Below are 23,385 nucleotides of genomic sequence, written 5' to 3'. Positions count from 1 at the left end.
GGGGCGCGTCCGGCGGCCCGCGGGAGCTCCCGGGTAGCCTGGGACGATTGAACCGCCAGTACCGGCAGCCAGAGGGGTCAGCACCCAGTGCACCTGAAAAGCTTGACGCTGAAGGGCTTCAAGTCCTTCGCCTCGGCCACCACGCTGCGCTTCGAGCCGGGTATCACCTGCGTGGTCGGGCCGAACGGTTCCGGCAAGTCCAACGTGCTGGACGCCCTGCGCTGGGTCATGGGCACCCAGGGCGCCAAGGACCTGCGCGGCGGCAAGATGGAGGACGTCATCTTCGCCGGCACCGCGGGCCGCGCCCCGCTCGGCCGCGCCGAGGTCACCCTCACCATCGACAACGCCGACGGCGCGCTCCCCATCGAGTACTCCGAGGTGTCGATCACCCGCCGGATGTTCCGCGACGGCGCGAGCGAGTACGAGATCAACGGCGACCGCTGCCGCCTGATGGACGTCCAGGAGCTGCTGTCGGACTCCGGCATCGGCCGCGAGATGCACGTCATCGTCGGGCAGGGCCAGCTCTCGGCGATCCTCGAGTCCAAGCCCGAAGAGCGCCGCGCCTTCATCGAAGAGGCCGCCGGCGTCCTCAAGCACCGCAAGCGCAAGGAACAGACCCTGCGCAAGCTGGCCAACATGCAGGGCAACCTCGACCGCCTCGGCGACCTCACCACCGAGCTGCGCCGCCAGCTCAAGCCCCTGGGCAAGCAGGCCGAGATCGCCCGCAAGGCCCAGTCGGTGCAGTCCGAGCTGCGCGACGCCCGCCTGCGCCTGCTCGCCGACGACCTGGTCACCCAGCGGGACACGATCGCGCGCGACGAAGCCGACGAGCGCACCGCCCGCCAGCGCCGCGCCGAGGTCGAGCAGCACCTCGAGATCGTCTCCGCCGAAGAAGCCGAGCTGGAGGCCTCGCTCGCCGAGGACGCGCCGCTGCTGCAGACCGCGCAGGAGACCTGGTACAAGCTGTCCGCGCTGGCCGAGCGCCTCCGCGGCACCGTCCGCCTCGCGGTCGAGCGCCAGCGCCACCTCTCCGCCGACGTCTCGACGTCGACCGGCGGCCGCGACCCCGAAGAGCTCCTCGAAGAGGCCGAGCGCGTCGCCGAGCAGGAAGAAGAGCTCAACGAGGCCGTCATGGAGGCCCGGGAGCTGCTCGCCCAGACCGTGCTGCGCCGCGAGGACCTCGAACAGCGCGTCCAGGCGGCCGAGCGCGCGCACTGGGCCGCCGTCCGCGCCATCGCCGACCGCCGCGAGGGCATGGCCAAGCTGACCGGCCAGGTCGAGGCGCTGCGCAGCAAGAACGGCGCCACCTCCGACGAGATCGACCGCCTCAGCGTCTCCCTGGAAGAGGCCGCCGAGCGCGCCGAGCTCGCCGTCGAAGAACTCGAGATGGCCAAGGCCGAGGGCGGCGTGGAGGAGTCCGACGACGCCGGCCTGATGGATCGCCACGACCGCGCGGTCGAGGCCAACAACGCGGCCAAGGCGCGCGTCGAAGAGCTGGTGAAGGCCGAACGAGCGGCCGAGCGCGAGATCGCGTCGGAGAAGGCGCGCGTCGAGGCGCTGTCCATGGGCCTCAAGCGCAAGGACGGCGCGGGCGCGCTGCTCGGCGCGTCCCACGAGCTGCCGGGCCTGCTCGGCTCGGTCGCCGCGCTGCTCACCGTCGAGCCGGGGTACGAGGTCGCGCTGGCCGCGGCGCTCGGCCCGGTGGCCGACGCGGTCGCCGTCACCGGCGGCGAAGACGCCCTGCGTGCCCTGAAGTACCTGAAGGACACCGACTCCGGCCGCGCCGGCATCCTGCTCGGCGGTCCGGAGTCCACTGTGGACACCTCGTCGTGGCCGTCGCTGCCGGAAGGCGCGCGCTGGGCGCGTGAGGTCGTCACGGCGCCGGCGCAGCTGCGGCCCGCCGTCGAGCAGGCCCTCGACAAGCTGGCCCTGGTCCGCGACCTCGACGCGGCCCGCCATCTCGTGGCGGTGCACCCCGACGTCCGCGCGGTCACCGCCGAAGGCGACGTCTTCGGCGCCCGCTGGGCGATCGGCGGCTCGGGCAAGCGCGAGAGCGTCATCGAAGTCCAGGCCGCCGTCGACGAGGCGGCGGAGCGGTTGCGCACGGCCGAGCGCTCGCTGGAGCGCTACGCCGCCGAGCTGGAAGGCGCCCGCGCCGAGCAGCAGGCGCGGCGCGAAGAGGTGTCGCAGGCCAAGGACGCCCTCGGCGAGGCAAAGGTCCGGCGCGCCCGGTCCTCGGAGCGGCTCAACCGGCTGCAGCAGGCGGCCCGCCAGGCGCAGGCCGAGGTCGAACGCTTCACCGGCCAGCGCGCGAAGGTCGAGCAGAGCCGCGAGCAGGCCCTCGCTCAGCTCGCCGAGCTGGAGGAACGCCTCGCCGCCGTCGCGGAACAGCCCGTCGAGGACGACCCGGACACCGCCGAGCGCGACGCCGCCGTCGAGGAGTTGGCCGTCGTCCGGCAGGAGGAGATGGAAGCGCGGCTCGCGCAGCGCACGGCCGAAGAGCGGGCGCGCAGCATCGCCGGCAAGGCCGAAGGGCTCCGCCGCGCCGCGCACGCCGAGCAGCAGGCCCGGGAACGCGCCGAGCGCGCCGCCGCGGCCCGCAAGCGCGGCGCCGAGATCGCCACCGCGGTCGTCGACGCCGGCGAGCTGGCACTGGAGCGGATCGAGCACTCCGTCCAGCGCGCGGCCACCGAGCGCGACCAGGTCCAGGCCCGCCGCCAGAGCCGCGAGCAGGCGCTGACCGGGGTCCGCGCGAAGGTCCGCGAGCTCACCGGTGAGCTGGAGAAGCTGACCGACGCCGTCCACCGCGACGAGGTCCTGCGCGCCGAGCAGCGGCTGCGGCTGGAGACCCTGGAAGCGAAGATCGCCGAGGACTTCGGCATCGGCCTCACCGACCTGGTGCAGGAGTACGGCCCGGACGTCCCGGTCCCGCCGAGCGCGGGCGAGATGGCCGAGTACGAGGCGGCCAAGGAGCGCGGTGAGGACGTCACCCCGCCGCCGCCGATGCCGTACGACCGCGACACCCAGGCCCGCCGTGCCAAGCGCGCCGAGAAGGACCTTTCCCTGCTGGGCAAGGTGAACCCCCTCGCGCTGGAGGAGTTCGCCGCGCTGGAGGAGCGGTACAAGTTCCTCTCGACGCAGCTGGAAGACCTCAAGGACACCCGCAAGGACCTCGAAGCGGTCATCAAGCAGGTCGACGAGAAGATCCTCGAGGTCTTCGCCGGCGCCTACGCCGACGTCGCCCGCGAGTTCGAGACGGTCTTCGGCGTGCTCTTCCCCGGCGGCGAGGGCCGGATGGTCCTCACCGAGCCGGACGACCTGCTCAGCACCGGCGTCGACGTCGAAGCGCGCCCGCCGGGCAAGAAGGTCAAGCGGCTGTCGCTGCTGTCCGGTGGCGAGAAGTCGCTGGTCGCGGTGGGCATGCTGGTCGCGATCTTCCGCGCCCGGCCGTCACCCTTCTACGTCATGGACGAGGTGGAGGCCGCGTTGGACGACACCAACATGCGCCGGCTGATCGGGCTGCTGGAGCAGCTGCGCGACTCGTCGCAGCTGATCATCATCACCCACCAGAAGCCGACCATGGAGATCGCCGACGCGCTCTACGGCGTGAGCATGCAGGGCGACGGCATCACGAAGGTGATCTCGCAGCGCCTGCGCACGGCCGAGGAAGAGCCGGTTCCGGTCAGCTGACCGGGCTCACATCTCGTCCTCGCGCGGCGCGCGCCGGTCTTCGCCCCGCACGCGCGGCTCGTACGTGCCGAGATCGTTGCCGATGTGGGTGGCGTCGTCGATCCGCGGCCGGCGTCCGCGCGGCGCCAGCATGCCCCGCTTGACACCGCGCTTGCGGTCGGCGCGGTCCATGACCAGCGCGATGACGAGCACCACGAGCAGGACGGCGCCGATCCCGATGAAGAACCCCATGTGAGACCCCCTCTCCCGCTCCCAGGCTACGGGAGCGGGAGAGGGGGCACATCCACTTATTCGGCGACCCAGAACGCGTAGTCCGCCGAGTAGCGCACCGCGGTCTGCGCGCCGTCCGTGCAGGTCCCCGCCGGGGCGACGCCGCCGCGGGTGTTCAGGCGCTGGACGTAGGTCACCTTGCCGAAGATCCCGTCGCCGGTGTTGAGGTTCGCCTTGAGCAGCAGCTCGGGGATCGCGCCCTCGCGCGGGGAGTTGGCCACCGCCGCCGCGCCGACCGTGCTGCCGTCCACCACGGACGTCCACACCGGACCCTTGCTGTGCAGGGCCACCGGCTTGCCGTGCCTGGTCAGCACCGCGGCGGGCTGGATCAGCGTCCACGCGCCGTTCGTGCAGCCGTAGATCTGTACGCCCTCGGCCGGGAAGCTCGCCAGCGCGACGTTGCCCGCCGGGACCTTGATCGCGTCCGGCACCTTCGGGGCCGCCGGGGTGGCCGAGGCCGTCGCCGCGCCGCCCACCAGCAGGGCACCGACCGCGAGCGCCACCGTCATCCGCTTCATGAAGTCCACCTTCGAAGTCCTCCCGCCGCTTCTCGGCGGGCTCCCGCAGATCGACACGGGCGCCCGCCGGAAACGGTTCAGAAGGATCAGGCGGCGGGGACTTCCGCTTCCGCTTCGCCGGCGGCTTCCGCCTCGGCCGCCTTCGGGTCCGGCGTGCGGTGCCGCAGCGCGAGCAGCCCGCCGACGACCAGCGTGATCACCACGCCCAGCAGCGTGTACCAGGGGTAGGCCAGCGCGACCTTGTCCCCGGCGGCCTTGCTGAAGTCGACGCCGATCAGCCCGCCCGTCTTCGCGCTGAACTTCACCCCGAGGATGACGAACGCCATCACCACGACCGTGGCGACGAACGCGATGACCGCGTCGGCCTGCCGCGCCTTCTTGATCAGCAGGCCGAGCAGGAACGACCCGAGCAGCGCGCCGTAGGTGTAGCCGGTGATGGCGAGCCCCAGCTCGATCACCGAGTTCTTCGTGGTGGAGAACAGCGACGCGAACACCGCGAACACCACCGCCCAGATGAGTGTCCACATGCGACCGTGCCGCAGCAGCTTCGAATCCTCGGGCGAGCGCTTGGTGAAGCGCTGGTAGAGGTCGGCCACTGTGGACGTCGAGAGGGCGTTGAGCGCCGAGGCCAGCGCACCCATGGTCGAGGCCAGCACGCCCGCGATGAGCAGGCCCGACACACCGACCGGCAGGTCGTCGATGATGAACCGCGAGAACACGTCGTCCGGGCTCTGCAGGCCCAGCTGCGCGACCGACTTGCGGCCGTTGAACACCCACAGCATCGCGCCGACCAGCAGGAACAGCGCGAACTGGATGGTGACGATGATGCCGCTGCCGATCAGCGCCTTCTGGCCGTCGCGCAGGCTGCGCGTGGCCATCAGCCGCTGCGCGATCAGCTGGTCGGCGCCGTGCGAGGCCATCGACAGGGCAGCGCCGCCGAGCACCGCCGTGACGAACGCGTACGGGCTGGTCAGCAGGTTCTTCGTGAAGTCGACGAGCATGAACTTGCCGTCCGCCGACGCCTGCGAAGCCCAGTCGCCGGGCAGCTTGTTCAGCAGCACGATCGCGGCCACCGCCGCGCCGCCCAGGTAGAGCGAAAGCTGGATGACGTCGACCCAGACGACCGCCTTGATCCCGCCGATGTAGGCGTAGATCAGCGTCAGCGCGGTCAGGATCACCACGATCACCCAGTAGTCGAGGTGGATGTTGTAGTGCCCGAGGATCACCTTGATCGGAATCGCGCCGGCGAACAGGCGCACGCCCTCGGCGAGCAGCCGCGTGATCACGAACGTCACCGACGCCGTGCCCTGCAGGCCCGAACCGAACCGCTTGCCCAGGAACGCGTACGCGCTGACGAGGTTGCCGCGGAAGTACCGCGGCAGCAGCACGAACGCGGCGACCGTCCGGCCGATGATGTAGCCGAACGCCAGCTGCAGGAACAGGAACGCGTTGCCGAAGACGAGGCCCGGCGTGCTGATCACGGTCAGCGTCGAGGTCTCCGTGGCCACCACGGACAGCATCACCGCGCCCCACGGGAGGCTGCGCTCGCCGACGAAGTAGTCGGCCGCCGACCGTTGCTTCCGGCCGACGAGCACGCCTATCAGCGGCATCGCCGCCAGGTAGACCACGATGATCGCGAGGTCAACACCGCGCATGGATTACTCCTACATTCATCCGGCCTTCTCCGCGACTCGCAACCGCGTCACGGTGCCCCCCAGCGGGGCGGGAAGGATCAGGGGCTCGGCGCCCGGGACGAGCGCGCCGAGCAGGCGCGGCCCGCGCGCACCGGTCGCCGACGGGACGCTACCGGGTACACCGCACCACGTGAGCCAGCCCAGCAGCGCCGTCAGGTACGCCTCCTTGCCGCCGCCGGGCAGGCCGAGGTCGTCGCTGGTCTTGAGCACCGCGTCGGGCAGGTTCCGCGCCAGCGCCGTCATCAGCGCCGGGTTCGCGACCCCGCCGCCGGAGGCGACGACCGTCGTGACGCCGTGGCGCAGGCACTCGCCGGCGACGGTCACCGCGGTGAACTCCGTCAGCGTCGCCAGCAGGTCGCCGGGGTCCACCGGCGGCAGCCCGGCGAGGGCGGCGTCGAGGTAGGGCGCGTTGAAGTGCTCCTTGCCGGTGGACTTCGGCGGCGCGGCGGCGAAGTACGGGTCGGCGAGCAGCCGGACGAGCAGGTCGGAGCGCACCGAGCCGCCGAACGCCAGCCGCCCGTCGACGTCGCTGCGCTGCCCGGCGACGCGGTACGCGGCGATGTCGAGCAGGGCGTTGGCGGGCCCGGTGTCGTAGGCGATCGCCGGCTCGGCCCCGGCGACGACGGTGATGTTCGCGATCCCGCCGAGGTTGAGCGCGGCGACCGCGTGGCCGGTGTCCTGGGCCAGGCCGCGCAGCCAGAGCTGGTCGAGCGTGCTCGCCAGGGGAGCGCCGTGGCCGCCCGCCGCGACGTCGCGGACCCGCAGGTCGGCGACCACCGGCAGCCCGGTGCGCTCGGCGATCCAGGCGGGCTGGCCCAGCTGCAGCGTGCCGCGGACGTGGCCGTCCTCGACCCAGTGGAAGACCGTCTGGCCGAGCGACGCGACGAGGTCGGCGCCGCCGCCGGCCAGCTCCTCGACGCCGCGGGCGGCCGCGTCGGCGAACGCCTGCCCCACGCCGGTGTCGAGCCGCGTCAGCTCGCCGGCGGTGCAGGGGTTCGGCGGCAGCGCGGCCAGCAGGGCTTCGCGCAGCGGTTCCGGGTAGGGGAGGTCGAGTTCGCCCAGCGGCGTCAGGACGACGGTGTCGTCCTCGGCGTGCAGATCGGCCGCGGCCACGTCGATGCCGTCGACGGATGTGCCCGAAAGCAGGCCGATGATCCGGAAGCCGTGGGTCCCCATCCGGAGGGGTTTAATGCAGGCCCGCCGTGTGACGCAACCCACGTGGTGAAGTCTTGGCCCAATCGGGATCAACGTCGTTACGAATTGCCTGTGCGGACGGGGTGTCCGGCACCTCGCGGTGCGGATGAAAGGATGGGCGGGTGTCGAGCACCTGGTTCCTGTTCGTAGTCGTCGCCGTCGTCGTGCTGGTCGCCATCCTGGTGACCGGCCTGCTGGTCGCGCGCAAGCGCCGGATCAGCCTGGACGCCAAGCGCGAGGTCGAGGAGAAGCCGAAGGGCGGCTCCTACGCGGCCAGCGGGGGCATCGCGCTCGCGCCGGGCGGTGAAGCTCACCCGGTCGAGGACCGGCCCGAGGTCGACGGCCAGCCCGCGGTCGGCGACGACGCCGCCGTGCCGCGCGATTCGGCGCAGCGCACGGTCCGCGACGTCAAGCTGCCCGAAGCGCCCGCGGAGGCCGCTCCGGCCGCTCCCGCTGTCGAGGAGATCGAGCCGGCGACCGGCCGCATGGAGCGGCTGCGCGGCCGGCTGTCGAAGTCGCGTTCGGTGTTCGGCACGAGCCTGCTGGGCCTGCTCGGCGCGGGCGACCTCGACGAGGACTCCTGGCAGGACGTCGAAGACACGCTGCTGATGGCCGACCTGGGCGCGGCCACGACGACCCAGATCGTCGAGCGCCTGCGCGACGAGTTGTCCCGGCGCGCGATCCGTTCGTCGGCCGAGGCGCGCGAGGTGCTGCACGAGGTCCTGACGGCGCAGCTGTCCACCGACGGCGAACGCGCGGTGCGGGCGCTGCCGCACACCGTCGACGGCAAGAAGCAGCCGGCGGTGGTCCTGGTGGCGGGCGTGAACGGCACGGGCAAGACGACGACCACGGGCAAGCTGGCCCGCGTCCTGGTGGCCCAGGACAAGACGGTGGTGCTGGGCGCGGCGGACACGTTCCGCGCGGCGGCGGCCGACCAGCTCCAGACGTGGGCCGAGCGCGTGGGCGCGGAGGTCGTCCGGGGCAAGGAGGGCGCGGACCCGGCGGCGGTGGCGTTCGACGCGGTCAAGCGCGGCGTGGACACGGGGGTGGACGCGGTCCTGGTCGACACGGCGGGCCGCCTGCACACGAAGACGGGCCTGATGGACGAGCTGGGCAAGGTCAAGCGCGTCGTGGAGAAGCAGGCGAAGGTCGACGAGGTCCTGCTGGTCCTGGACGCGACGACGGGCCAGAACGGGCTGATGCAGGCCCGGGTGTTCGCCGAGGTCATCGACGTGACGGGGATCGTGCTGACGAAACTGGACGGCACGGCCAAGGGCGGCATCGTGTTCCAGGTGCAGAAGGAGCTGGGGGTCCCGGTGAAGCTCGTGGGCCTGGGCGAGGGTCCGGACGACCTGGCGCCGTTCGAGCCGGGCGCGTTCGTGGACGCCCTGCTGGGTTAGGGGATCGGCTTCCCGGTCGACCAGTCGCGGACGGTTTCGCGGAAGCTTTCGAAACGCGCCTTGAAAGCCGGTCGCCGGGGGAGCTGCGTCGGCGATCGGTCTGGCGACGACATCGGCCGCCTTCTGATCGACCCCGGCTCAGAGCCGGAACAAGGGTCTCCCGTCGGGGCGCCGGAGGCCCAGCTGCAGGATCACCGGCGCCGACGGGCGGCCGACCGGGATGAGGCACGGGGACGTCCGGCGGGCCGCCACCGTGAGGCGGGACCAGCCGATGCCCTGCAGGGTGCGGCGGGCCGGGTCGACGACCATCGCCGCCCCGAAGTAGCGGCCGCCCGGGACCGTGATGCGGGCGGTGTGCCCCAGGACCACCGAAAACGCCGCTCCGGTGCGGCTGCCCTCCTCCTGCAGCGTGAGGATCACCGGCGTGCGGACCTTCGCCGCCAGGTGGTGCCGGACGGTGATCTCGACCGTCCCGGCGGGCGTTCGCGGCGGGCGTGGCCACGAGGGCGAGGACGGCAACCCGTCGAGCGCGCGGTCGACGAGCCGGTCGACCAGGTTCGGTGCGGCGAGCCAGGTGAGGTGCGGGTCCATCGGCGGGTCCCTCCGGCGGAAATCCAGGTGACGGGCCACGCGCGCCGGCGCAGAATCCCGGGTATGCCCGGTTGACGCACGGCCGCTCGTGCCCCTCCTCGTGTCAGACGCCCGCGAACCGTCGTCCGCTACACGAGAGAGGAACCATCATGACCGTCATCCCCGGCGATCGGGTAGTCCTGCGCCCCATCGCCGCCGAAGACCGCGCCCGCTTGCGCGAGATCCTCGGTACCCCGGAGGTCGCCCGCTGGTGGGGCGACCCGGACCACGAAACCGAAGGCCTGTACGAGGTCGAAGAGGGCTACACCGTCTACGTGGTCGAACTGGAGGGGACCGTCGTCGGCCTGATCCAGAGCTGCGAGGAACTCGACCCGCAGTACCGCCACGCGGGCATCGACATCTCGGTGCACCCGGACTTCCACGGCCGCGGCGTCGGCACGGACGCGCTCCGGACCCTGGCCCGCCACCTGTTCGAGCAGGGCCACCACCGCTTGACGATCGACCCGGCGGCGGCCAACGAGACGGCGATCCGGGTGTACACGAAGGTGGGCTTCCGCCCGGTGGGCGTGCTGCGCAACTACGAGCGAGCGGCGGACGGCACCTGGCACGACGGGCTGCTGATGGACTTGCTGGAGGGAGAGCTGAAGTGAGGGGGCAGGCCTTGTCCGGCCGCGAGACCGCCGAGTTCCGGCCCGGAGCCGGTGCATCGGTTCCGTGATCGGCCGTCACTCAGCGCTAGACCGTGACCGCCTGGGACAGGCTCGCGCCCAGGGCGTCGGCCACCCGCTGCACCGCCGGGGCGATGTGCGCCACCGCCTCGGCGGTCAGCCGGCCCGACGGCCCGGACACCGAAACGGCCGCCGGCACCGGTGCGCCCGGCACCGCCACCGCGACGCACCGGACTCCCAGCTCCTGCTCGGCTTCGTCCAGCGCGTACCCCTGCGAAGCGATCCGCGAAAGCTCGACCGCCAGCGCGTCCGGGTCCGTGAACGTGTGCTCGGTGTACGCGGGCATGCCCGTCCGCGAAAGCAGCGCCCGCACCTCCGATTCCGGCAGGTGGGCCAGCATCGCCTTGCCGACGCCCGTTCCGTGCGGCAGCAGCCGCCGTCCGACCTCGGTGAACATTCGCATCGAGTGCTTCGAGGGCACCTGGGACACGTACACGACTTCGTCGCGCTCCAGGACCGCGAGGTTCGCCGTCTCGCCGACCTCCTCGACCAGCTCCGCCAGCAGCGGCCGCGCCCACGCGCCGAACTGCATGCTCGCGTTCTCGCCCAACCTGATGAGCCGTGCGCCGAGCGCGTAGCGGCGGTTGGTGTTCTGGCGGACGTACCCGAGGTCGACCAGGGTGCGGATGAGCCGGTGGATCGTCGGCATCGGCAGCCCGGACAAGGTCGCCAGCTCGGACAGGCTGGCTTCGCCGCCGGTGTCGGCGAGGTGTTCCAGCAGCTCGAAGGCGCGCTGCAGGGACTGGACGCCGCCGTCGCGCCCGTTCTTCTCCGCTGCCACCGGTGGCCCTCCTTACGTCGGCGTTGAGGTTCCGCTATGCAGAAACTATAGTCCGGCTGGTAGAAAACCGTAGGGCCGTTATCCAAGATTCCGAACCTTCGAGGTGTTTCCCCATGTCTTCTGAAGTCCAGGTGCTGGGCGAGCCGGTCGAGCGCGGCGACGAGATCCTCACCACGGAGGCGCTCGACTTCCTCGCCGGCCTGCACGACGCCTTCGCCGCCCGCCGCGACGAGCTGCTCCAGGCGCGGAGCAAGCGGCGCGAGGAGGCCCGGACCACCGGCAGGCTCGACTTCCTGCCGGAGACCAAGGAGATCCGCGAGGGCGACTGGCAGGTCGCCGGCGCCCCGCCGGCGCTGCGGGACCGCCGCGTCGAGATCACCGGGCCGACCGAGCGCAAGATGACCATCAACGCGCTCAACTCCGGCGCCAAGGTCTGGCTCGCCGACCTCGAGGACGCCAACACGCCGCACTGGGCCAACGTCGTGTCCGGCCAGGTCAACCTGTACGACGCCGTCCGCGAGACGATCACCCTCGAGCGTGGCGGCAAGAGCTACGCGCTGAAGGACGACGTCGAGCACGCGACGATCGTGGTCCGCCCGCGCGGCTGGCACCTGCCCGAACGCGGCCTGTCCTTCGGCGGCCGCGAGGCCGTCGGCGCGCTCGTCGACTTCGGCCTGCACTTCTTCCACAACGCGGCCGAGCTGCTCAAGCGCGGCAAGGGCCCGTACTACTACCTGCCGAAGATGGAGAGCCACCTCGAAGCGCGGCTCTGGAACGACGTCTTCACCCACGCCGAGAAGACGCTCGGCATCGAACACGGCACCATCCGCGCGACCGTGCTGATCGAGACCATCCCGGCCGCGTTCGAGATGGAGGAGATCCTCTACGAGCTGCGCGAGCACGCCTCCGGCCTCAACGCCGGCCGCTGGGACTACCTGTTCAGCGTCATCAAGTACTTCCGCGACGCGGGCGAGAAGTTCGTGCTGCCGGACCGCAACTCCGTCACGATGACCGCGCCGTTCATGCGCGCCTACACCGAGCTGCTCGTGCGCACCTGCCACAAGCGCGGCGCGTTCGCGATCGGCGGCATGGCCGCGTTCATCCCGAGCAAGGACCCCGAGGTCAACAAGGGCGCCTTCGAGAAGGTGCACGCGGACAAGGCGCGCGAGGCCGGTGACGGCTTCGACGGCTCGTGGGTCGCCCACCCCGGCATGGTCGAGCTGTGCAAGGAGGAGTTCGACAAGGTCCTCGGCGACAAGCCGAACCAGCTCGACCGCACCCGTGACGAGGTCAGTGTCACCGCCGACCAGCTGCTGGACGTCGCTTCGACGCCGGGCGGCGCGACGGCGGCCGGCCTGCGCGCCGCGGTCGACGTCGGCGTCCGCTACATCGCGTCCTGGCTCGGCGGCAACGGCGCGGCGGCGATCCACAACCTGATGGAGGACGCGGCGACGGCGGAGATCTCGCGGTCGCAGGTCTGGCAGTGGGTCAAGAACGGGACCGCCCTGGACACCGGCGACGTCGTGACGGCGGAGCTGGTGCGCGGCGTCCTGGCCGACGTCCGCGGCGAGCTGGCCCGTGAGATCGCCGCGGACCTGCTGGTGCCGGCGATCGAGCTGTTCGAGCAGGTCGCGCTGGCCGACGAGTTCCCGGACTTCCTGACGCTGCCCGCGTACGAGCGGATCAAGTAGTGCGCCTGCCCGAGGACGTCTACGACGCCGCCGACGCGCGGTTGGCCGAGGCCGACGCGCGCGTCGCGGCGTCGTACCCGGGGGAGCGCCCGGGGCGGCAGCCGGTGCACACGGTGTACGTCCCGGCGTCGGTGTACAAGACGCGCCTGGTGGCCGACTGGGGCAAGCAGGCGATGCGCGTGTTCATCGAGCACGGCGACCTCCTCGGCGTCGACGCGGACGTGTACGAGCGCGTCCGCGCGAAGCTGCTGACCGAGCCGATCGAGGACCTGCGGATCGACTTCGAGGACGGCTACGGCCGCGTCCCCGACGACGTCGAGGACGCGGCGGCGCTCGCGGCGGGCCGGACGCTGGCGACGACCGGCGGGACGCCCTTCTCGGGCATCCGGTTCAAGAGTTTCGAAGCGGCGACGCGTCGCCGGGGGATCCGCACGCTGGACCTGTTCCTCACGGGACTCGTGGAGAACGGCTCGCTGCCACCGGGATTCGTCGTCACGCTGCCGAAGGTGACGGCGATCGAGCAGGTCGCGGTGGCCGCGGAAGTGTTGTCGCGGCTGGAATCCGCGTACGGGCTCGCCGAGGGGACGCTGCGGTTCGAGGTCCAGATCGAGACGTCCCAGTCCATTGTGGACCTCGATGGAACGCTGTCGGTGCCGCGGATCGTGCAGGCGGCGGCGGGCCGGTGTTCAGGGCTGCACTACGGGACGTACGACTACAGCGCGGGCCTGGGCATCGCGGCGGCGTACCAGAGCATGGAGCACCCGGCGGCGGACCTGGCCAAGGGCCTGATGCAGGTGTCGGCGGCGGGCACGGGCGTCCGGCTGTCGGACGGCTCGACGAACCGCCTCCCGATCGGCGACGCGCTGCCCTCGGCGTGGGCGGAGCACCTGCGGCTGGTCCGCCGGTCCCTGGAGCGCGGGTTCTACCAGGGCTGGGACCTGCACCCGCACCAGCTGCCCACGCGGTTCGCGGCGACGTACACGTTTTACCGGTCGGGTTTCCCGGCGGCGGCGGAGCGGTTGCGGGCGTACGCGGAGAAGCAGGCGGGGGGAGTGCTCGACGAGCCGGCGACCGCGCAGGCCTTGGCGGTGTACCTGCTGCGCGGACTGGACTGCGGCGCGCTGGACGAGGGCGAGTTGTCCTTCGGGCGGCCGGAGCTGGAGAAGTACGCCCGCCGGGAGAGCTGAGGGAGCACTCCGCCGGAGTGCTCCCTCGCGCTACTCACGAGCCGGCCGGCGGAAGACCACGAAGGTCAGCAGGATGAGCTGACCCGCGATCGCCCCGCCCGCCGCCCACGCCGGCAGCCCCGCCGGAGCCGCCGTCAACGTCAACGCCGGGCCCAGCGCGGCTCCGAGGACGACCCCCACCTCCCGGATGGTGCCGAGCAGCCGACGGGTCTGGCCGGGTGGCACCGCCACCTCGGCGGTCACCGCCGTGGTCTCGATCCGAAGGTGGGCGAACCGGCTGGGGACGTCGTCCCGCGCCGGCTCGGTTCGGTGAGGTGCGGGCACGCCCGCGCGCTCGATTTCGGCACTCATGCTGTGCCCGTTCCTTTCCGGCCTGCTCCGGCGAACCGGACCAGGACCACCTCGGGCCGCGGCCGGTGCCGCGACCGGCCACCGGTTGGCAGCGATCCCCCAACCCACCGCCACCGGTCGCCGACCCGTCCGCATGAAGACGGGTCCGCTGGGTGCCTTCGACTGTAGAGCGCGGCCCGGCCGGGCGCAATACCGATTCACTGCTGAAAAAGTGGGTTTTCGGTGGCAAATCTGCCATGATGAGGTGGTGAGTGAAGACAACCCGGTCGGCCGGGTGAACGTCGCGCTGGTCGCCGAGGCGGTCGACGCGCTGGCGAAACTGCAGGACCGCACCGGCCTGAAGAAGGTCGACCTCGTCAACCGGGCCCTGCAGGTCTACGAGTTCATCGACGCCGAACTCAAGGCGGGCAAGCAAGTCCTGCTCCGCGACGAAGACGGCCGCGACCAGCTGGTGAAGATCTTCCTGTAGGTCACCTTCCCGGCGCCCCGCCCGTCGGGAAGGCATGCACACCGCACTGACCCTGATCACGATCGTCCTCAACGCCGCGATCGGCCTCGCCGACCTGGCCAAGGCCAAGTTCGTCCTCGCCACATCGCAAGCCGTCGACGTCCCGCCGAGCTGGCTCCCCGTGCTGGGCACCCTCAAGCTCGCCGGCGCGGCCGGCCTCGTCCTGGGCCTGGCCGGAATCGAGCCGATCGGGACCGCCGCGGCGATCGGCCTGATCCTCTTCTACCTCGGCGCGATCGTCGCCCACGTCCGGGCCCGCCAGTTCGCCACCACCGTCGCCCCGCTGCTGTTCCTCGGGCTCGCCGTCGCGGCGCTCTAACGCAGCCGCGGCAGGGCGTCGCGCGCGAAGTGGCTCAAGATCCGCAGATCCTCCGCGAACCGCTCGCGGTGCTCCGGCGGCAGCGGCTTGAAGAAGAACTGCTCGATGTTCTCCACGTGCACCCGGCTGGCCCGCACCGTCGTCTCCTCGCCCAGCTCGGTCAGCCGCACCAGCTGGACGCGGCCGTCGTCCGGCGACACCGTGCGCGTCACCAAGCCCAGTGCGGACATCCGGTCGACCAGCCGGGTCGCCCCGCCGGTCGTCAGGACCTGCTCCTGGGCGATCGAGCGCATCGTCAGCCCGTCCCGCCCGGTGCGGCCGACGATCAGCAGCACCTCGTACATCAGGTGCGTGATCCCGCACTCGCGCTCCAGCGCCCGCCCGAGCAGGTACTCGAGCCGGTTCGCCGCGCCCTGCAGCCGCCCGAACGCGAGCACCCGCGGGTCGTACCCGGCCTGCTGTGCCGACGTGATCTCCACTTCACTCCTCCGTGCGCAACGCGAGGTAGACGTCGAGCTGGTCGGTGAACTCCGTCAGGTCCGCCCCCAACAGCTCGCCGGCCCGGCCGATGCGGTAGCGCAACGTGTTGACGTGGACGTGCAGCGCCTTCGCCGCCCGCGTCGGCGAGCCCGAGCACTCCAGGAACACCCGCACCGTGTGCACCAGGTCCGTGTGCTGCTCGGCGTCGTAGTCCAGCAGCGGCCCGAGCACCCGGCGCCGCAACGCCGCGCGCAGCCCCTCCGGCGCCCCGGCCAGCAGCAGCCGGTGCGGGTCGACCTCGCCGGCCTGGACGACCACGACGCGTCCCGTGCGCCCGGCCGCCACCTCCAGCGCGTACCGCGCCGTCGCGGCAGCCTCGGCCCGCGGGGCGGAATCGCCCACCCCGCACAGGATCCGGGACGCCCGCAGCAGTGGCTCCACAGTGGACAGCCCGGCCGAGCCCGGCCACCGCCGGACCGCCGCGTACGAAGTGTCCCCAGTGGACTCGAGCAGCAGGCCGTCGGGCAGCAGCTCCCGCAGGACGTCCCGGCTCTCGTCGCTGCCTTCGGTCCGCAACGCGACCACGTGCGCCTCATCGGGCACCTCGACGTCGGGCGGGACCGACCGCGCCCGCGTGACGCCGACGAGCCCGGCCAGCTCTTCGGCCAGCTCCGCCTGCGCGGTGGTCAGAGGGCCGCCGACGGCGACCAGCCACGGCACGGCGTGCCGCCCCTCGACCGGCACCACCGTCAGCGACCCGGCCTCCTTCGCCGCGTACCGCCGGACGACGTCGGGCGCCGGCACCGGCAGCGGGGACGTCCCCGCGACGACCCGGCCGAGCCCCGACAGCACCCAGCAGGGCAGCCCGAGCTCCGCGGACGCGCGCTCCAGCAGCGTCTCGACCGGGGCGTCCGCGGCGGCCTGCAAACGTTTGCGCGCGCTCTCCGAGGCGGCCGCCAGCGCCAGCACCACCTGCTCGGTGATCACCGAGAACGACAGGTCGGCCGGCACCTCCAGCAGCGGGATCCGGTGCCGCTCGCAGGCCTCGACGACGTCGCCGGGGATGCCGCCGGAGTCGGCGCCGGACGCCGCCAGCGCCGCCGCCCCCGAGCGCGCCAGCGCGGCCACGAACGGCTCGGCGTCACCCGGGCGCCGCCACCACAGCAGGCCGGAAAGCACCAGCTCACCGGCCGAGAGGTACCGTCCGGGGTCGGGCAGCTCCGTGACGTAGATGCGCGTCACCGGCCGGTCGAGCAGCTCGGCCCCGGCTCGCGGCCGCAGCCGCAGACCGGGGAGGCCCAGCAGAGTTTTCACGGTCGTCATCAGGCTTGTAGGAAAGCACAACCGCACCGGGTTTCGCTCCTGTGCGTTTCATGCGCCGTGCCGTTGCCGCCCCGGGGCCGTTCGGCGTCTACTGGTCTATCGCCCTCACGAAGGAGACGGAGTGGACTTCCTGCGTCCCACGACGCTCGCCGAGGCCCTGGCCCTCAAGGCCGAGCGGCCGGACGCCGTGCCGATCGCCGGCGGCACCGACGTCATGGTCGAGCTGAACTTCGACCACCGGCGTCCCGAAGCGCTGCTGGACCTGACGACGGTCCCCGAGCTGGCGGACTGGTCCACATCGGACGGCACCGTCCGGCTCGGCGCCGGCGTCTCGTACACGCGCGTGCTCGCCGAACTGGGTGAATCCGTTCCGGCGCTGGCCATGGCCTCGCGCACGGTCGGGTCGCCGCAGATCCGCAACCGCGGCACGGTCGGCGGCAACCTCGGCGCCGCGTCGCCCGCCGGGGACACCCACCCGGTGCTGCTCGCCCTCGACGCCCGGATCGAGGTGGCCTCCGTCCGGGGGAGCCGACTCCTCCGCGCGGAGGAGTTCTACGTCGGAGTGAAACGCCACGCCCTCGAGCCGGACGAGCTGATCACCGCCGTCCACCTGCCCGCGCACGCGGGGCCGCAGCAGTTCGCCAAGGTCGGGACGCGCAACGCGATGGTCATCGCGGTCTGCTCGTTCGGGCTCGCCCTGCGCGACGGCCGCGTCGGGGCCGCGATCGGCTCCGCCGCGCCGACCCCGCGCCGGGCCCGCGAAGCCGAGGAGTTCCTGGCCGCCGAGCTGCCGTGGGGCTCGTCCGAGGCGTTGCCCGACTCCCTGAAGCGGCGCTTCGGCGAGCTGGTGGCCGAAGCGACCTCGCCGATCGACGACGTCCGGGGCAGCGCCGCGTATCGGAAGCACGCGTTGGGGGTACTAGCGCGGCGTACGTTGACTTGGGCCTGGGACGAACACCGGACGGGAGAGCGCGCATGCGCCTGAATGTCACGATCAACGGCGAGAAACGCGAGGCGGACGACGTCTGGGAGGGCGAAAGCCTGCTCTACGTCCTGCGCGAGCGGCTCGGCCTGCCGGGCTCGAAGAACGCCTGCGAACAGGGCGAATGCGGCTCCTGCACGGTCTACCTCGACGACGTCCCGGTGTGCGCCTGCCTGGTCGCGGCCGGGCAGGCCGAGGGCCGGGTGGTCCGGACGGTCGAGGGACTGGCCGACGGCGACACGCTCGACCCGGTTCAGCAGTCCTTTGTGGACGCGGGCGCGGTGCAGTGCGGCTTCTGCACCCCCGGCCTGGTCGTCGCCGCGCACGACCTGCTGAACCGCGTTCCCGACCCGTCCGACGAGGAGATCCGCGAGGCGCTGGCCGGCAACCTGTGCCGCTGCACCGGCTACGAGAAGATCCTCGACGCGGTGCGTGCCGTCGCCAAGGGAGGTGTCGCGTGAGGACGCTCATCGCGAACGCGGCGATCGCCACGGTCACCGGCGAGGAGTACGCGAGCGGGCACGTCGTCGTCGAGAACGACCGGATCGCCGAAGTCGGCGAAGGCGTCTACACCGGCGAGTTCGACGAACGCGTCGAGGCCGAAGGGTGCCTGATCACGCCGGGCCTGATCAACACCCACCACCACCTCTACCAGTGGGCGACCCGCGGGCTGGCCGCCGACCACACGCTCTTCGAGTGGCTGGTCGCGCTCTACCCGGTCTGGGGCCGCCTCGACGACGAGATCACGCACGCCGCGGGCACGGCCGGGATGGCGCGGCTCGCGCTGACCGGCTGCACGACCGTCGCCGACCACCACTACGTCTTCCCGCGCGACGGCGGCGACCAGGTCGCGGCGCTGGCCGCGGCCCGCCAGCGGATCGGCGTCCGGCTGCACGTCGTGCGCGGGTCGATGGACCGTGGCGAGTCCGACGGCGGCCTGCCGCCGGACAACCTCGTCGAATCGACCGAGGACGCGCTGACCGGCACCGAAGCGGCGATCGACCGCTTCCACGACGACTCGCCCGGCGCCCACCTGCAGATCGCCGCGGGCCCGTGCTCGCCGTTCTCGGTCACCGAGCGGCTGATGTCCGGCGCGGCCGAGCTGGCCCGGCGCAAGGGCGTCCGCCTGCACACGCATCTCGCCGAGACCCTCGACGAGGAGAAGCAGTGCCTCGCCGAGGTCGGCTGCACGCCCGCCGAGTACGCCGACAAGCTCGGCTGGCTCGCCGACGACGTCTGGCTCGCGCACACCATCCACCTCGCCCCGGACGCGATCCGCCGGTTCGGCGCGACCGGCACGGGCTCGGCGCACTGCCCGACGTCCAACGGCCGGATCGGCGCCGGCATCGCCCCGGTCCGCGACCTGCTCGACGCCGGGGTCCCGGTCGGGCTCGGCGCCGACGGGGCCGCGTCCAACGAGTCCGGCGGCCTCGGCGAAGAGCTGCACCAGGCGTTGCTGCAGGCCCGCCAGCGCGGTGGCCCGCGCGGCCTGACCACGCGGGAAGCGCTGTGGATGGGCACGATGGGCGGCGCCCGCTGCCTGGGCCGGGCCGGCGACCTGGGCTCGATCGAACCCGGGAAGCTCGCCGACCTCGCCGTCTGGGACCTGACCGGCCTGAACTACGCCGGGATCACCGATCCGGTCGCGGCGCTGGTGCTGGGCACGACCCCGCCGCTGCGCCGGCTGTTCGTCGGCGGCAAGGCCGTCGTCGAGGACGGCACCCTGCGCGAAGCCGACGAGTCCGAGATCGCCCGCGAGCTGGCGGCCGCGAGCGCCCGGCTGAGGGAGGGCAGATGACCACCACTTCCGTCACCACGCAAACCGCGAACGGCGTCGGTGCGTCCCCCCGCCGGCCCGACGGCACGGTGAAGGTGCGCGGCGAGTTCGCCTACTCCTCGGACCTGTGGCACGAGGACATGGTGTGGGGCGTGACGCTGCGCAGCCCGCACCCGTACGCGCGGATCACCGGCATCGACATCGCCGAAGCCCTGGCGGTGCCCGGCGTTTACGCGGTGCTGACGCACGAGGACGTCCCCGGCGTCAACCGGTACGGCCTGGAGCACGCCGACCAGCCGGTGCTCGCCTCCGACGTCGTGCGGTACCAGGGGGAGCCGGTCGCACTGGTCGCCGCCGACCACCCCGAGACCGCGCGCCGGGCGATGAAGCGGATCGTCGTTTCCTACGAAGAGCTTTCGCCGGTGACGGACTCCGAAGCGGCCGTCGCGGGCGAAGGGCCTTCACTGCACGAGGGCGGCAACGTCGTCCGGCACGTGAAGATCCGCCGCGGTCCTCAGGACGTCTCGGCCGACGTCGTCGTCTCGGGTGTCTACGAGGTCGGCATGCAGGACCAGGCGTTCCTCGGCCCCGAGTCCGGGCTCGCCGTGCCGGACACCGAAGGCGGCGTCGACCTGTACGTCGCGACGCAGTGGCTGCACGTCGACCAGCAGCAGATCGTCGCCGCGCTGGGTCTGCCGGTCGAGAAGGTGCGGTTGACGCTCGGCGGCGTCGGCGGCGCGTTCGGGGGTCGCGAGGACCTGTCGATGCAGGTGCACGCGTGTCTGCTGGCGTTGCACACCGGCAAGCCGGTGAAGATGGTCTACAACCGCGAAGAGTCCTTCTACGGCCACGTCCACCGCCACCCGGCGAAGATGTACTACGAGCACGGCGCCACTCGTGACGGTCGGCTCGTTTACGTGCGTACGCGGTTGTTCTTGGACGGCGGCGCGTACGCGTCCTCGACGGGCGCGGTGGTCGCGAACGCCGCCACGCTCGGCGTCGGACCGTACAAAGTGGACAGTGTCTCGGTGGATTGCTGGGGCACGTACACGAACAACCCACCGTGCGGCGCGATGCGCGGCTTCGGCGCGGTGCAGGCGGCCTTCGGCTACGAGTCGCAGATGGACAAGCTCGCTCTCGAGTGTGGCTTGGACCCGGTGGAGATCCGCGTCCGCAACGCCATGAGCGAAGGCGATCTCATGCCGACCGGCCAGGTCGTCGACGCGGAAGCGCCGGTCGCCGAGCTGCTGTCCCGGGTGCGGGACATGCCGATGCCGCCGGAGCGGCCGTTCGACCTGCGGCACATGCCCGGTGGCGTCTCCAACACGACACACGGCGAAGGCGTCGTCCGCGGCGTCGGGTACGCGGTCGGGATCAAGAACGTCTGCTTCTCCGAGGGCTTCGACGACTACTCGACGGCCCGGGTGCGCCTGCAGCTGGTCGGCGGCGAACCGGCGGCGACCGTGCACACCGCGGCGTGCGAAGTCGGCCAGGGCCTGGTGACGATCATGCAGCAGATCGTCCGGACCGAGCTGGGCGTCGACCAGGTCACGGTCCTGCCGATGGACACCTCGATCGGCAACGGCGGCTCGACGTCGGCGTCGCGCCAGACCTACGTCACCGGCGGCGCGGTCCAGGCCGCCTGCGCGGCGGTGCGGGCGCGGCTGCTGTCCCGGTTCGACCAGCGGGTGCGGGTCGTCGGCGGCAAGCTCGTCGCGGCCGACGGCCAGGTGCTCGCCGACCTGGTGGACGTCCTCGGCGACGACGTCTACGACGAAACCGTGGAGTGGCGGCACCGGCCGACGTCGGCGCTGGACCCGGAGACGGGGCAGGGCACCGCGCACGTGCAGTACGCGTTCGCCGCGCACCGGGCGGTCGTCGACGTCGACACGGAACTGGGCCTGGTCAAGGTGGTCGCGCTGGACTGCGCGCAGGACGTCGGCAAGGCGCTGAACCCGCAAGCCGTGCTGGGCCAGATCCAGGGTGGTTCGGCGCAGGGGCTCGGGCTCGCGGTGATGGAGGAGATCCAGACCTCCGGCGGGAAGATCCGGAACCCCTCCTTCACCGACTACCTGATCCCGACGGTCCTGGACATGCCGCCGATGAGCATCGACGTCCTGGAGCGCCCGGACCCGCACGCGCCGTACGGCCTGCGCGGGGTCGGCGAGCCGCCGACGATCTCGTCGACCCCGGCGATCGTGGCCGCGATCCGGGCCGCGACCGGGCTCGCGCTCACGCGCGTCCCGGTCCGGCCGGAGCACCTGACCGCTACTTGAGCTGCCAGTTCTGGTTGGCGTCGTCGTTGCAGCCCCACAGTTCGAGCTGGACGCCGTTGACGTTGCCGGCGGGCTTGTCGCCGCCGGTGACGTCGACGCAGAGGCCGGTCTGGGTGCCGGTGACCGAGCCGTCGGGGTTGAGCTTGAACTTCTGGTTCGCGCCGCCGTGGCAGGTCCAGGCGATCAGCTTGGTCCCGGCGGTCGTGCCGCCTTCGTTGGCGTCGAGGCAGAGCCCGCTGGCGGACTTCAGTTCGCCGGCGCCGGTGAACGTCCAGGTCTGGTTCGGTCCGCCGTCGCAGTCCCAGATGTCGACCTTGGTGCCGGGCGTGGTGACGTTGCCGTTGATGTCGATGCAGCGCGACGACGACGCGCCCTGCAGCGGCCGGGCGGTGCTGCTGCCGCTCGCGCCGGCTTTGACGCGGTAGACGACGGCGCCGTGCGACGGGACGTCCGCGCTGATCGTGCCGGTGCTGGTGGTCTGCTCCTTCGACCACAGGTTGGTGAGCCGGTAGCTCGACGCGGCGGGCAGCCCGGCCGCGGCGGTCGTCGTCGAGACGGTCTTCGTGGTGCCGTTTTCGTTGAACAGCACGACGGCGACGTCCCCGCCCTGGAGCGGCTTCGCCAGGACGTCCAGGCCGTTGCCGGTGGCGATGCGGGTGGCCTGCTTGCCGAGCGGGTCCTGGTCGATGGCGATGACGTCGGCGTTGAGGTAGGTCGAGAAGGTGGCGACGCTGGCGGAGCGCAGGTCGGCGCCGGCGATCAGCGGCGCGGCCATCGCGGCCCAGAGCGTGAAGTGGGCGCGGTCCTCCTGGAAGTCCATGCCGTCGCCGACTTCGAGCATGTCGGGGTCGTTCCAGGCGCCGGGTTTCGCGGCCGACGCGAGGCCGACGTTCTGGCGGTAGATCGAGTCGATGCTGCCCCAGTTGTTGGTGATGTCGCCGGTGGTGCGCCACAGGTTGCCGACGTCCGGCGCCCACGTCGAGGGGCTGAAGTTGCCCCATTCGCAGATGCTGTAGGCGATCGGGCGGCCGGTGGCCTTGAGCGCGTCGCGCATCGCGGAGTAGCGGCGGACGTAGTCCTGCTGCGTCTCACCGGCGGGGCTGCCGCAGTTGTCGTACTTGAGGTAGTCGACGCCCCAGCTCGCGAACAGGTTCGCGTCGGCCTGCTCGTGGCCGAGGCTGCCGGGGTAGTGCTGGCAGGTCTCGGTACCCGCGCTCTCGTAGATGCCGAACTTCATCCCGCGGGCGTGGATGTAGTCGCCGAGGGCCTTGAGACCGCTGGGGAACTTCGCGGAGTCGGCGACGAGGTTGCCGTTGCCATCGCGCGACTTGGTCATCCAGCAGTCGTCGAGGTTGACGTAGGTGTAGCCGCGGTCGCGCATCCCGGAGCTGACCATGAGGTCGGTGGTCTGCTTGACGAGCGTCTCGTTGATGTTGCACTCGAACGTGTTCCAGGTGTTCCACCCCATCGGGGGTGTGCGGGCGAGGCCGTTTTCGAGGGCCTGGGCGGGCGGGCTGCTGAGTGCGGCGCCCGCCAGGACGGCGGCAAGGACGGCGAAGACTCGGCGCATGGCGGCTCCCAACCGGACGGCGGTGTGAGGCAGGAGGACTAGACCACTGGGCAGC

The 23,385-nt window shown here is 72.0% G+C and carries 21 protein-coding genes; 11 read left to right on the top strand and 10 right to left on the bottom strand.

Translation table 11 applies throughout. The annotated features are described in order from the left end of the window. Positions 1–87: 87 nt before the first annotated feature. Positions 88–3,690, top strand: coding sequence for a chromosome segregation protein SMC (gene smc / locus AB0J40_RS10930; protein WP_364450611.1), 3,603 nt, complete (start codon positions 88–90; stop codon positions 3,688–3,690). Positions 3,691–3,696: 6 nt separating this feature from the next. Here the strand turns inward: smc and AB0J40_RS10925 are convergent, their stop codons facing one another. The 4 genes from AB0J40_RS10925 to AB0J40_RS10910 form a co-directional block, all read right to left on the bottom strand. Next, positions 3,697–3,921, bottom strand: a complete 225-nt coding sequence (locus AB0J40_RS10925) for a hypothetical protein (RefSeq protein WP_364450609.1) — start codon at positions 3,919–3,921, stop codon at positions 3,697–3,699. A gap of 56 nt (positions 3,922–3,977) precedes the next feature. Further along, complete coding sequence (locus AB0J40_RS10920; RefSeq protein WP_364450608.1) at positions 3,978–4,478, bottom strand: DUF3455 domain-containing protein; 501 nt, start codon at positions 4,476–4,478, stop codon at positions 3,978–3,980. A gap of 86 nt (positions 4,479–4,564) precedes the next feature. Beyond that, the gene (locus tag AB0J40_RS10915; protein WP_364450606.1) at positions 4,565–6,133 is read right to left on the bottom strand and encodes a sodium:solute symporter; all 1,569 of its coding nucleotides are present in this window, start codon (positions 6,131–6,133) and stop codon (positions 4,565–4,567) included. Positions 6,134–6,148: 15 nt separating this feature from the next. Next, positions 6,149–7,348, bottom strand: coding sequence for an anhydro-N-acetylmuramic acid kinase (locus AB0J40_RS10910; RefSeq protein ID WP_364450604.1), 1,200 nt, complete (start codon positions 7,346–7,348; stop codon positions 6,149–6,151). Between the two features lie 140 nt (positions 7,349–7,488). On the opposite strand from AB0J40_RS10910, the gene ftsY reads away from it, so the two are divergent. After that, positions 7,489–8,766 (top strand): signal recognition particle-docking protein FtsY, encoded by a 1,278-nt coding sequence (ftsY, locus tag AB0J40_RS10905; RefSeq protein ID WP_364450602.1) that lies wholly within the window; start codon positions 7,489–7,491, stop codon positions 8,764–8,766. A 138-nt stretch (positions 8,767–8,904) separates the two neighbouring features. Here ftsY and AB0J40_RS10900 read toward each other — a convergent pair whose 3' ends face one another. Next, positions 8,905–9,357, bottom strand: a complete 453-nt coding sequence (locus tag AB0J40_RS10900; RefSeq protein ID WP_364450599.1) for a hypothetical protein — start codon at positions 9,355–9,357, stop codon at positions 8,905–8,907. Positions 9,358–9,506: 149 nt separating this feature from the next. Between AB0J40_RS10900 and AB0J40_RS10895 the strand changes: the two genes are divergently transcribed. Beyond that, the gene (locus AB0J40_RS10895) at positions 9,507–10,007 is read left to right on the top strand and encodes a GNAT family protein (RefSeq protein WP_364450597.1); all 501 of its coding nucleotides are present in this window, start codon (positions 9,507–9,509) and stop codon (positions 10,005–10,007) included. 85 nt (positions 10,008–10,092) lie between these two features. Here AB0J40_RS10895 and AB0J40_RS10890 read toward each other — a convergent pair whose 3' ends face one another. Continuing rightward, the gene (locus AB0J40_RS10890; protein ID WP_364450594.1) at positions 10,093–10,866 is read right to left on the bottom strand and encodes an IclR family transcriptional regulator; all 774 of its coding nucleotides are present in this window, start codon (positions 10,864–10,866) and stop codon (positions 10,093–10,095) included. A 113-nt stretch (positions 10,867–10,979) separates the two neighbouring features. Between AB0J40_RS10890 and aceB the strand changes: the two genes are divergently transcribed. Further along, positions 10,980–12,557, top strand: coding sequence for a malate synthase A (gene aceB / locus AB0J40_RS10885; RefSeq protein WP_364450591.1), 1,578 nt, complete (start codon positions 10,980–10,982; stop codon positions 12,555–12,557). After that, on the top strand, positions 12,557–13,744 hold the full coding sequence (locus AB0J40_RS10880; protein ID WP_364450588.1) for an aldolase: 1,188 nt from the start codon (positions 12,557–12,559) through the stop codon (positions 13,742–13,744). Before aceB ends, AB0J40_RS10880 begins: the two co-directional genes overlap by 1 nt. A gap of 30 nt (positions 13,745–13,774) precedes the next feature. Here AB0J40_RS10880 and AB0J40_RS10875 read toward each other — a convergent pair whose 3' ends face one another. Continuing rightward, positions 13,775–14,095, bottom strand: a complete 321-nt coding sequence (locus tag AB0J40_RS10875; protein ID WP_364450585.1) for a hypothetical protein — start codon at positions 14,093–14,095, stop codon at positions 13,775–13,777. A gap of 247 nt (positions 14,096–14,342) precedes the next feature. On the opposite strand from AB0J40_RS10875, the gene AB0J40_RS10870 reads away from it, so the two are divergent. Both AB0J40_RS10870 and AB0J40_RS10865 read left to right on the top strand, forming a co-directional pair. Beyond that, positions 14,343–14,564 carry a hypothetical protein gene (locus tag AB0J40_RS10870; protein ID WP_364450582.1) on the top strand — a complete coding sequence of 74 codons (222 nt, stop codon included), beginning with the start codon at positions 14,343–14,345 and terminating at the stop codon, positions 14,562–14,564. Between the two features lie 34 nt (positions 14,565–14,598). Next, positions 14,599–14,922 carry a DoxX family protein gene (locus tag AB0J40_RS10865; protein ID WP_364450580.1) on the top strand — a complete coding sequence of 108 codons (324 nt, stop codon included), beginning with the start codon at positions 14,599–14,601 and terminating at the stop codon, positions 14,920–14,922. Here AB0J40_RS10865 and AB0J40_RS10860 read toward each other — a convergent pair. Continuing rightward, on the bottom strand, positions 14,919–15,401 hold the full coding sequence (locus AB0J40_RS10860) for a MarR family winged helix-turn-helix transcriptional regulator (protein ID WP_364450578.1): 483 nt from the start codon (positions 15,399–15,401) through the stop codon (positions 14,919–14,921). The two genes, AB0J40_RS10865 and AB0J40_RS10860, sit on opposite strands and share 4 nt — an antisense overlap. A 1-nt stretch (position 15,402) precedes the next feature. Then, positions 15,403–16,725: a PucR family transcriptional regulator ligand-binding domain-containing protein gene (locus tag AB0J40_RS10855; RefSeq protein WP_364450576.1), complete on the bottom strand. Its 1,323-nt coding sequence runs from the start codon at positions 16,723–16,725 to the stop codon at positions 15,403–15,405. A 121-nt stretch (positions 16,726–16,846) separates the two neighbouring features. On the opposite strand from AB0J40_RS10855, the gene AB0J40_RS10850 reads away from it, so the two are divergent. The 4 genes from AB0J40_RS10850 to pucD are packed head-to-tail and all read left to right on the top strand — an operon-like array spanning position 16,847 to position 21,760. Next, entirely contained in the window at positions 16,847–17,710 is an 864-nt protein-coding gene (locus tag AB0J40_RS10850; protein ID WP_364450573.1) for a xanthine dehydrogenase family protein subunit M, read from the top strand. After that, positions 17,701–18,168, top strand: a complete 468-nt coding sequence (locus tag AB0J40_RS10845) for a (2Fe-2S)-binding protein (protein ID WP_086679939.1) — start codon at positions 17,701–17,703, stop codon at positions 18,166–18,168. Before AB0J40_RS10850 ends, AB0J40_RS10845 begins: the two co-directional genes overlap by 10 nt. After that, positions 18,165–19,505, top strand: coding sequence for an 8-oxoguanine deaminase (locus tag AB0J40_RS10840; RefSeq protein ID WP_364450570.1), 1,341 nt, complete (start codon positions 18,165–18,167; stop codon positions 19,503–19,505). The genes AB0J40_RS10845 and AB0J40_RS10840 overlap by 4 nt, the downstream gene beginning before the upstream one ends. Next, positions 19,502–21,760 carry a xanthine dehydrogenase subunit D gene (pucD, locus tag AB0J40_RS10835; RefSeq protein ID WP_364450567.1) on the top strand — a complete coding sequence of 753 codons (2,259 nt, stop codon included), beginning with the start codon at positions 19,502–19,504 and terminating at the stop codon, positions 21,758–21,760. Before AB0J40_RS10840 ends, pucD begins: the two co-directional genes overlap by 4 nt. Here pucD and AB0J40_RS10830 read toward each other — a convergent pair. Beyond that, positions 21,753–23,330 (bottom strand): ricin-type beta-trefoil lectin domain protein, encoded by a 1,578-nt coding sequence (locus AB0J40_RS10830; RefSeq protein WP_364450565.1) that lies wholly within the window; start codon positions 23,328–23,330, stop codon positions 21,753–21,755. The genes pucD and AB0J40_RS10830 overlap by 8 nt on opposite strands. Between the last annotated feature and the right edge of the window lie 55 nt (positions 23,331–23,385).

Origin of the sequence: Amycolatopsis sp. NPDC049691, assembly GCF_040675005.1 — a bacterium.
GTDB lineage: Bacteria > Actinomycetota > Actinomycetes > Mycobacteriales > Pseudonocardiaceae > Amycolatopsis.
Note: the sequence above shows the minus strand (reverse complement) of the source record. Positions and strands in the feature narration are given on the sequence as shown.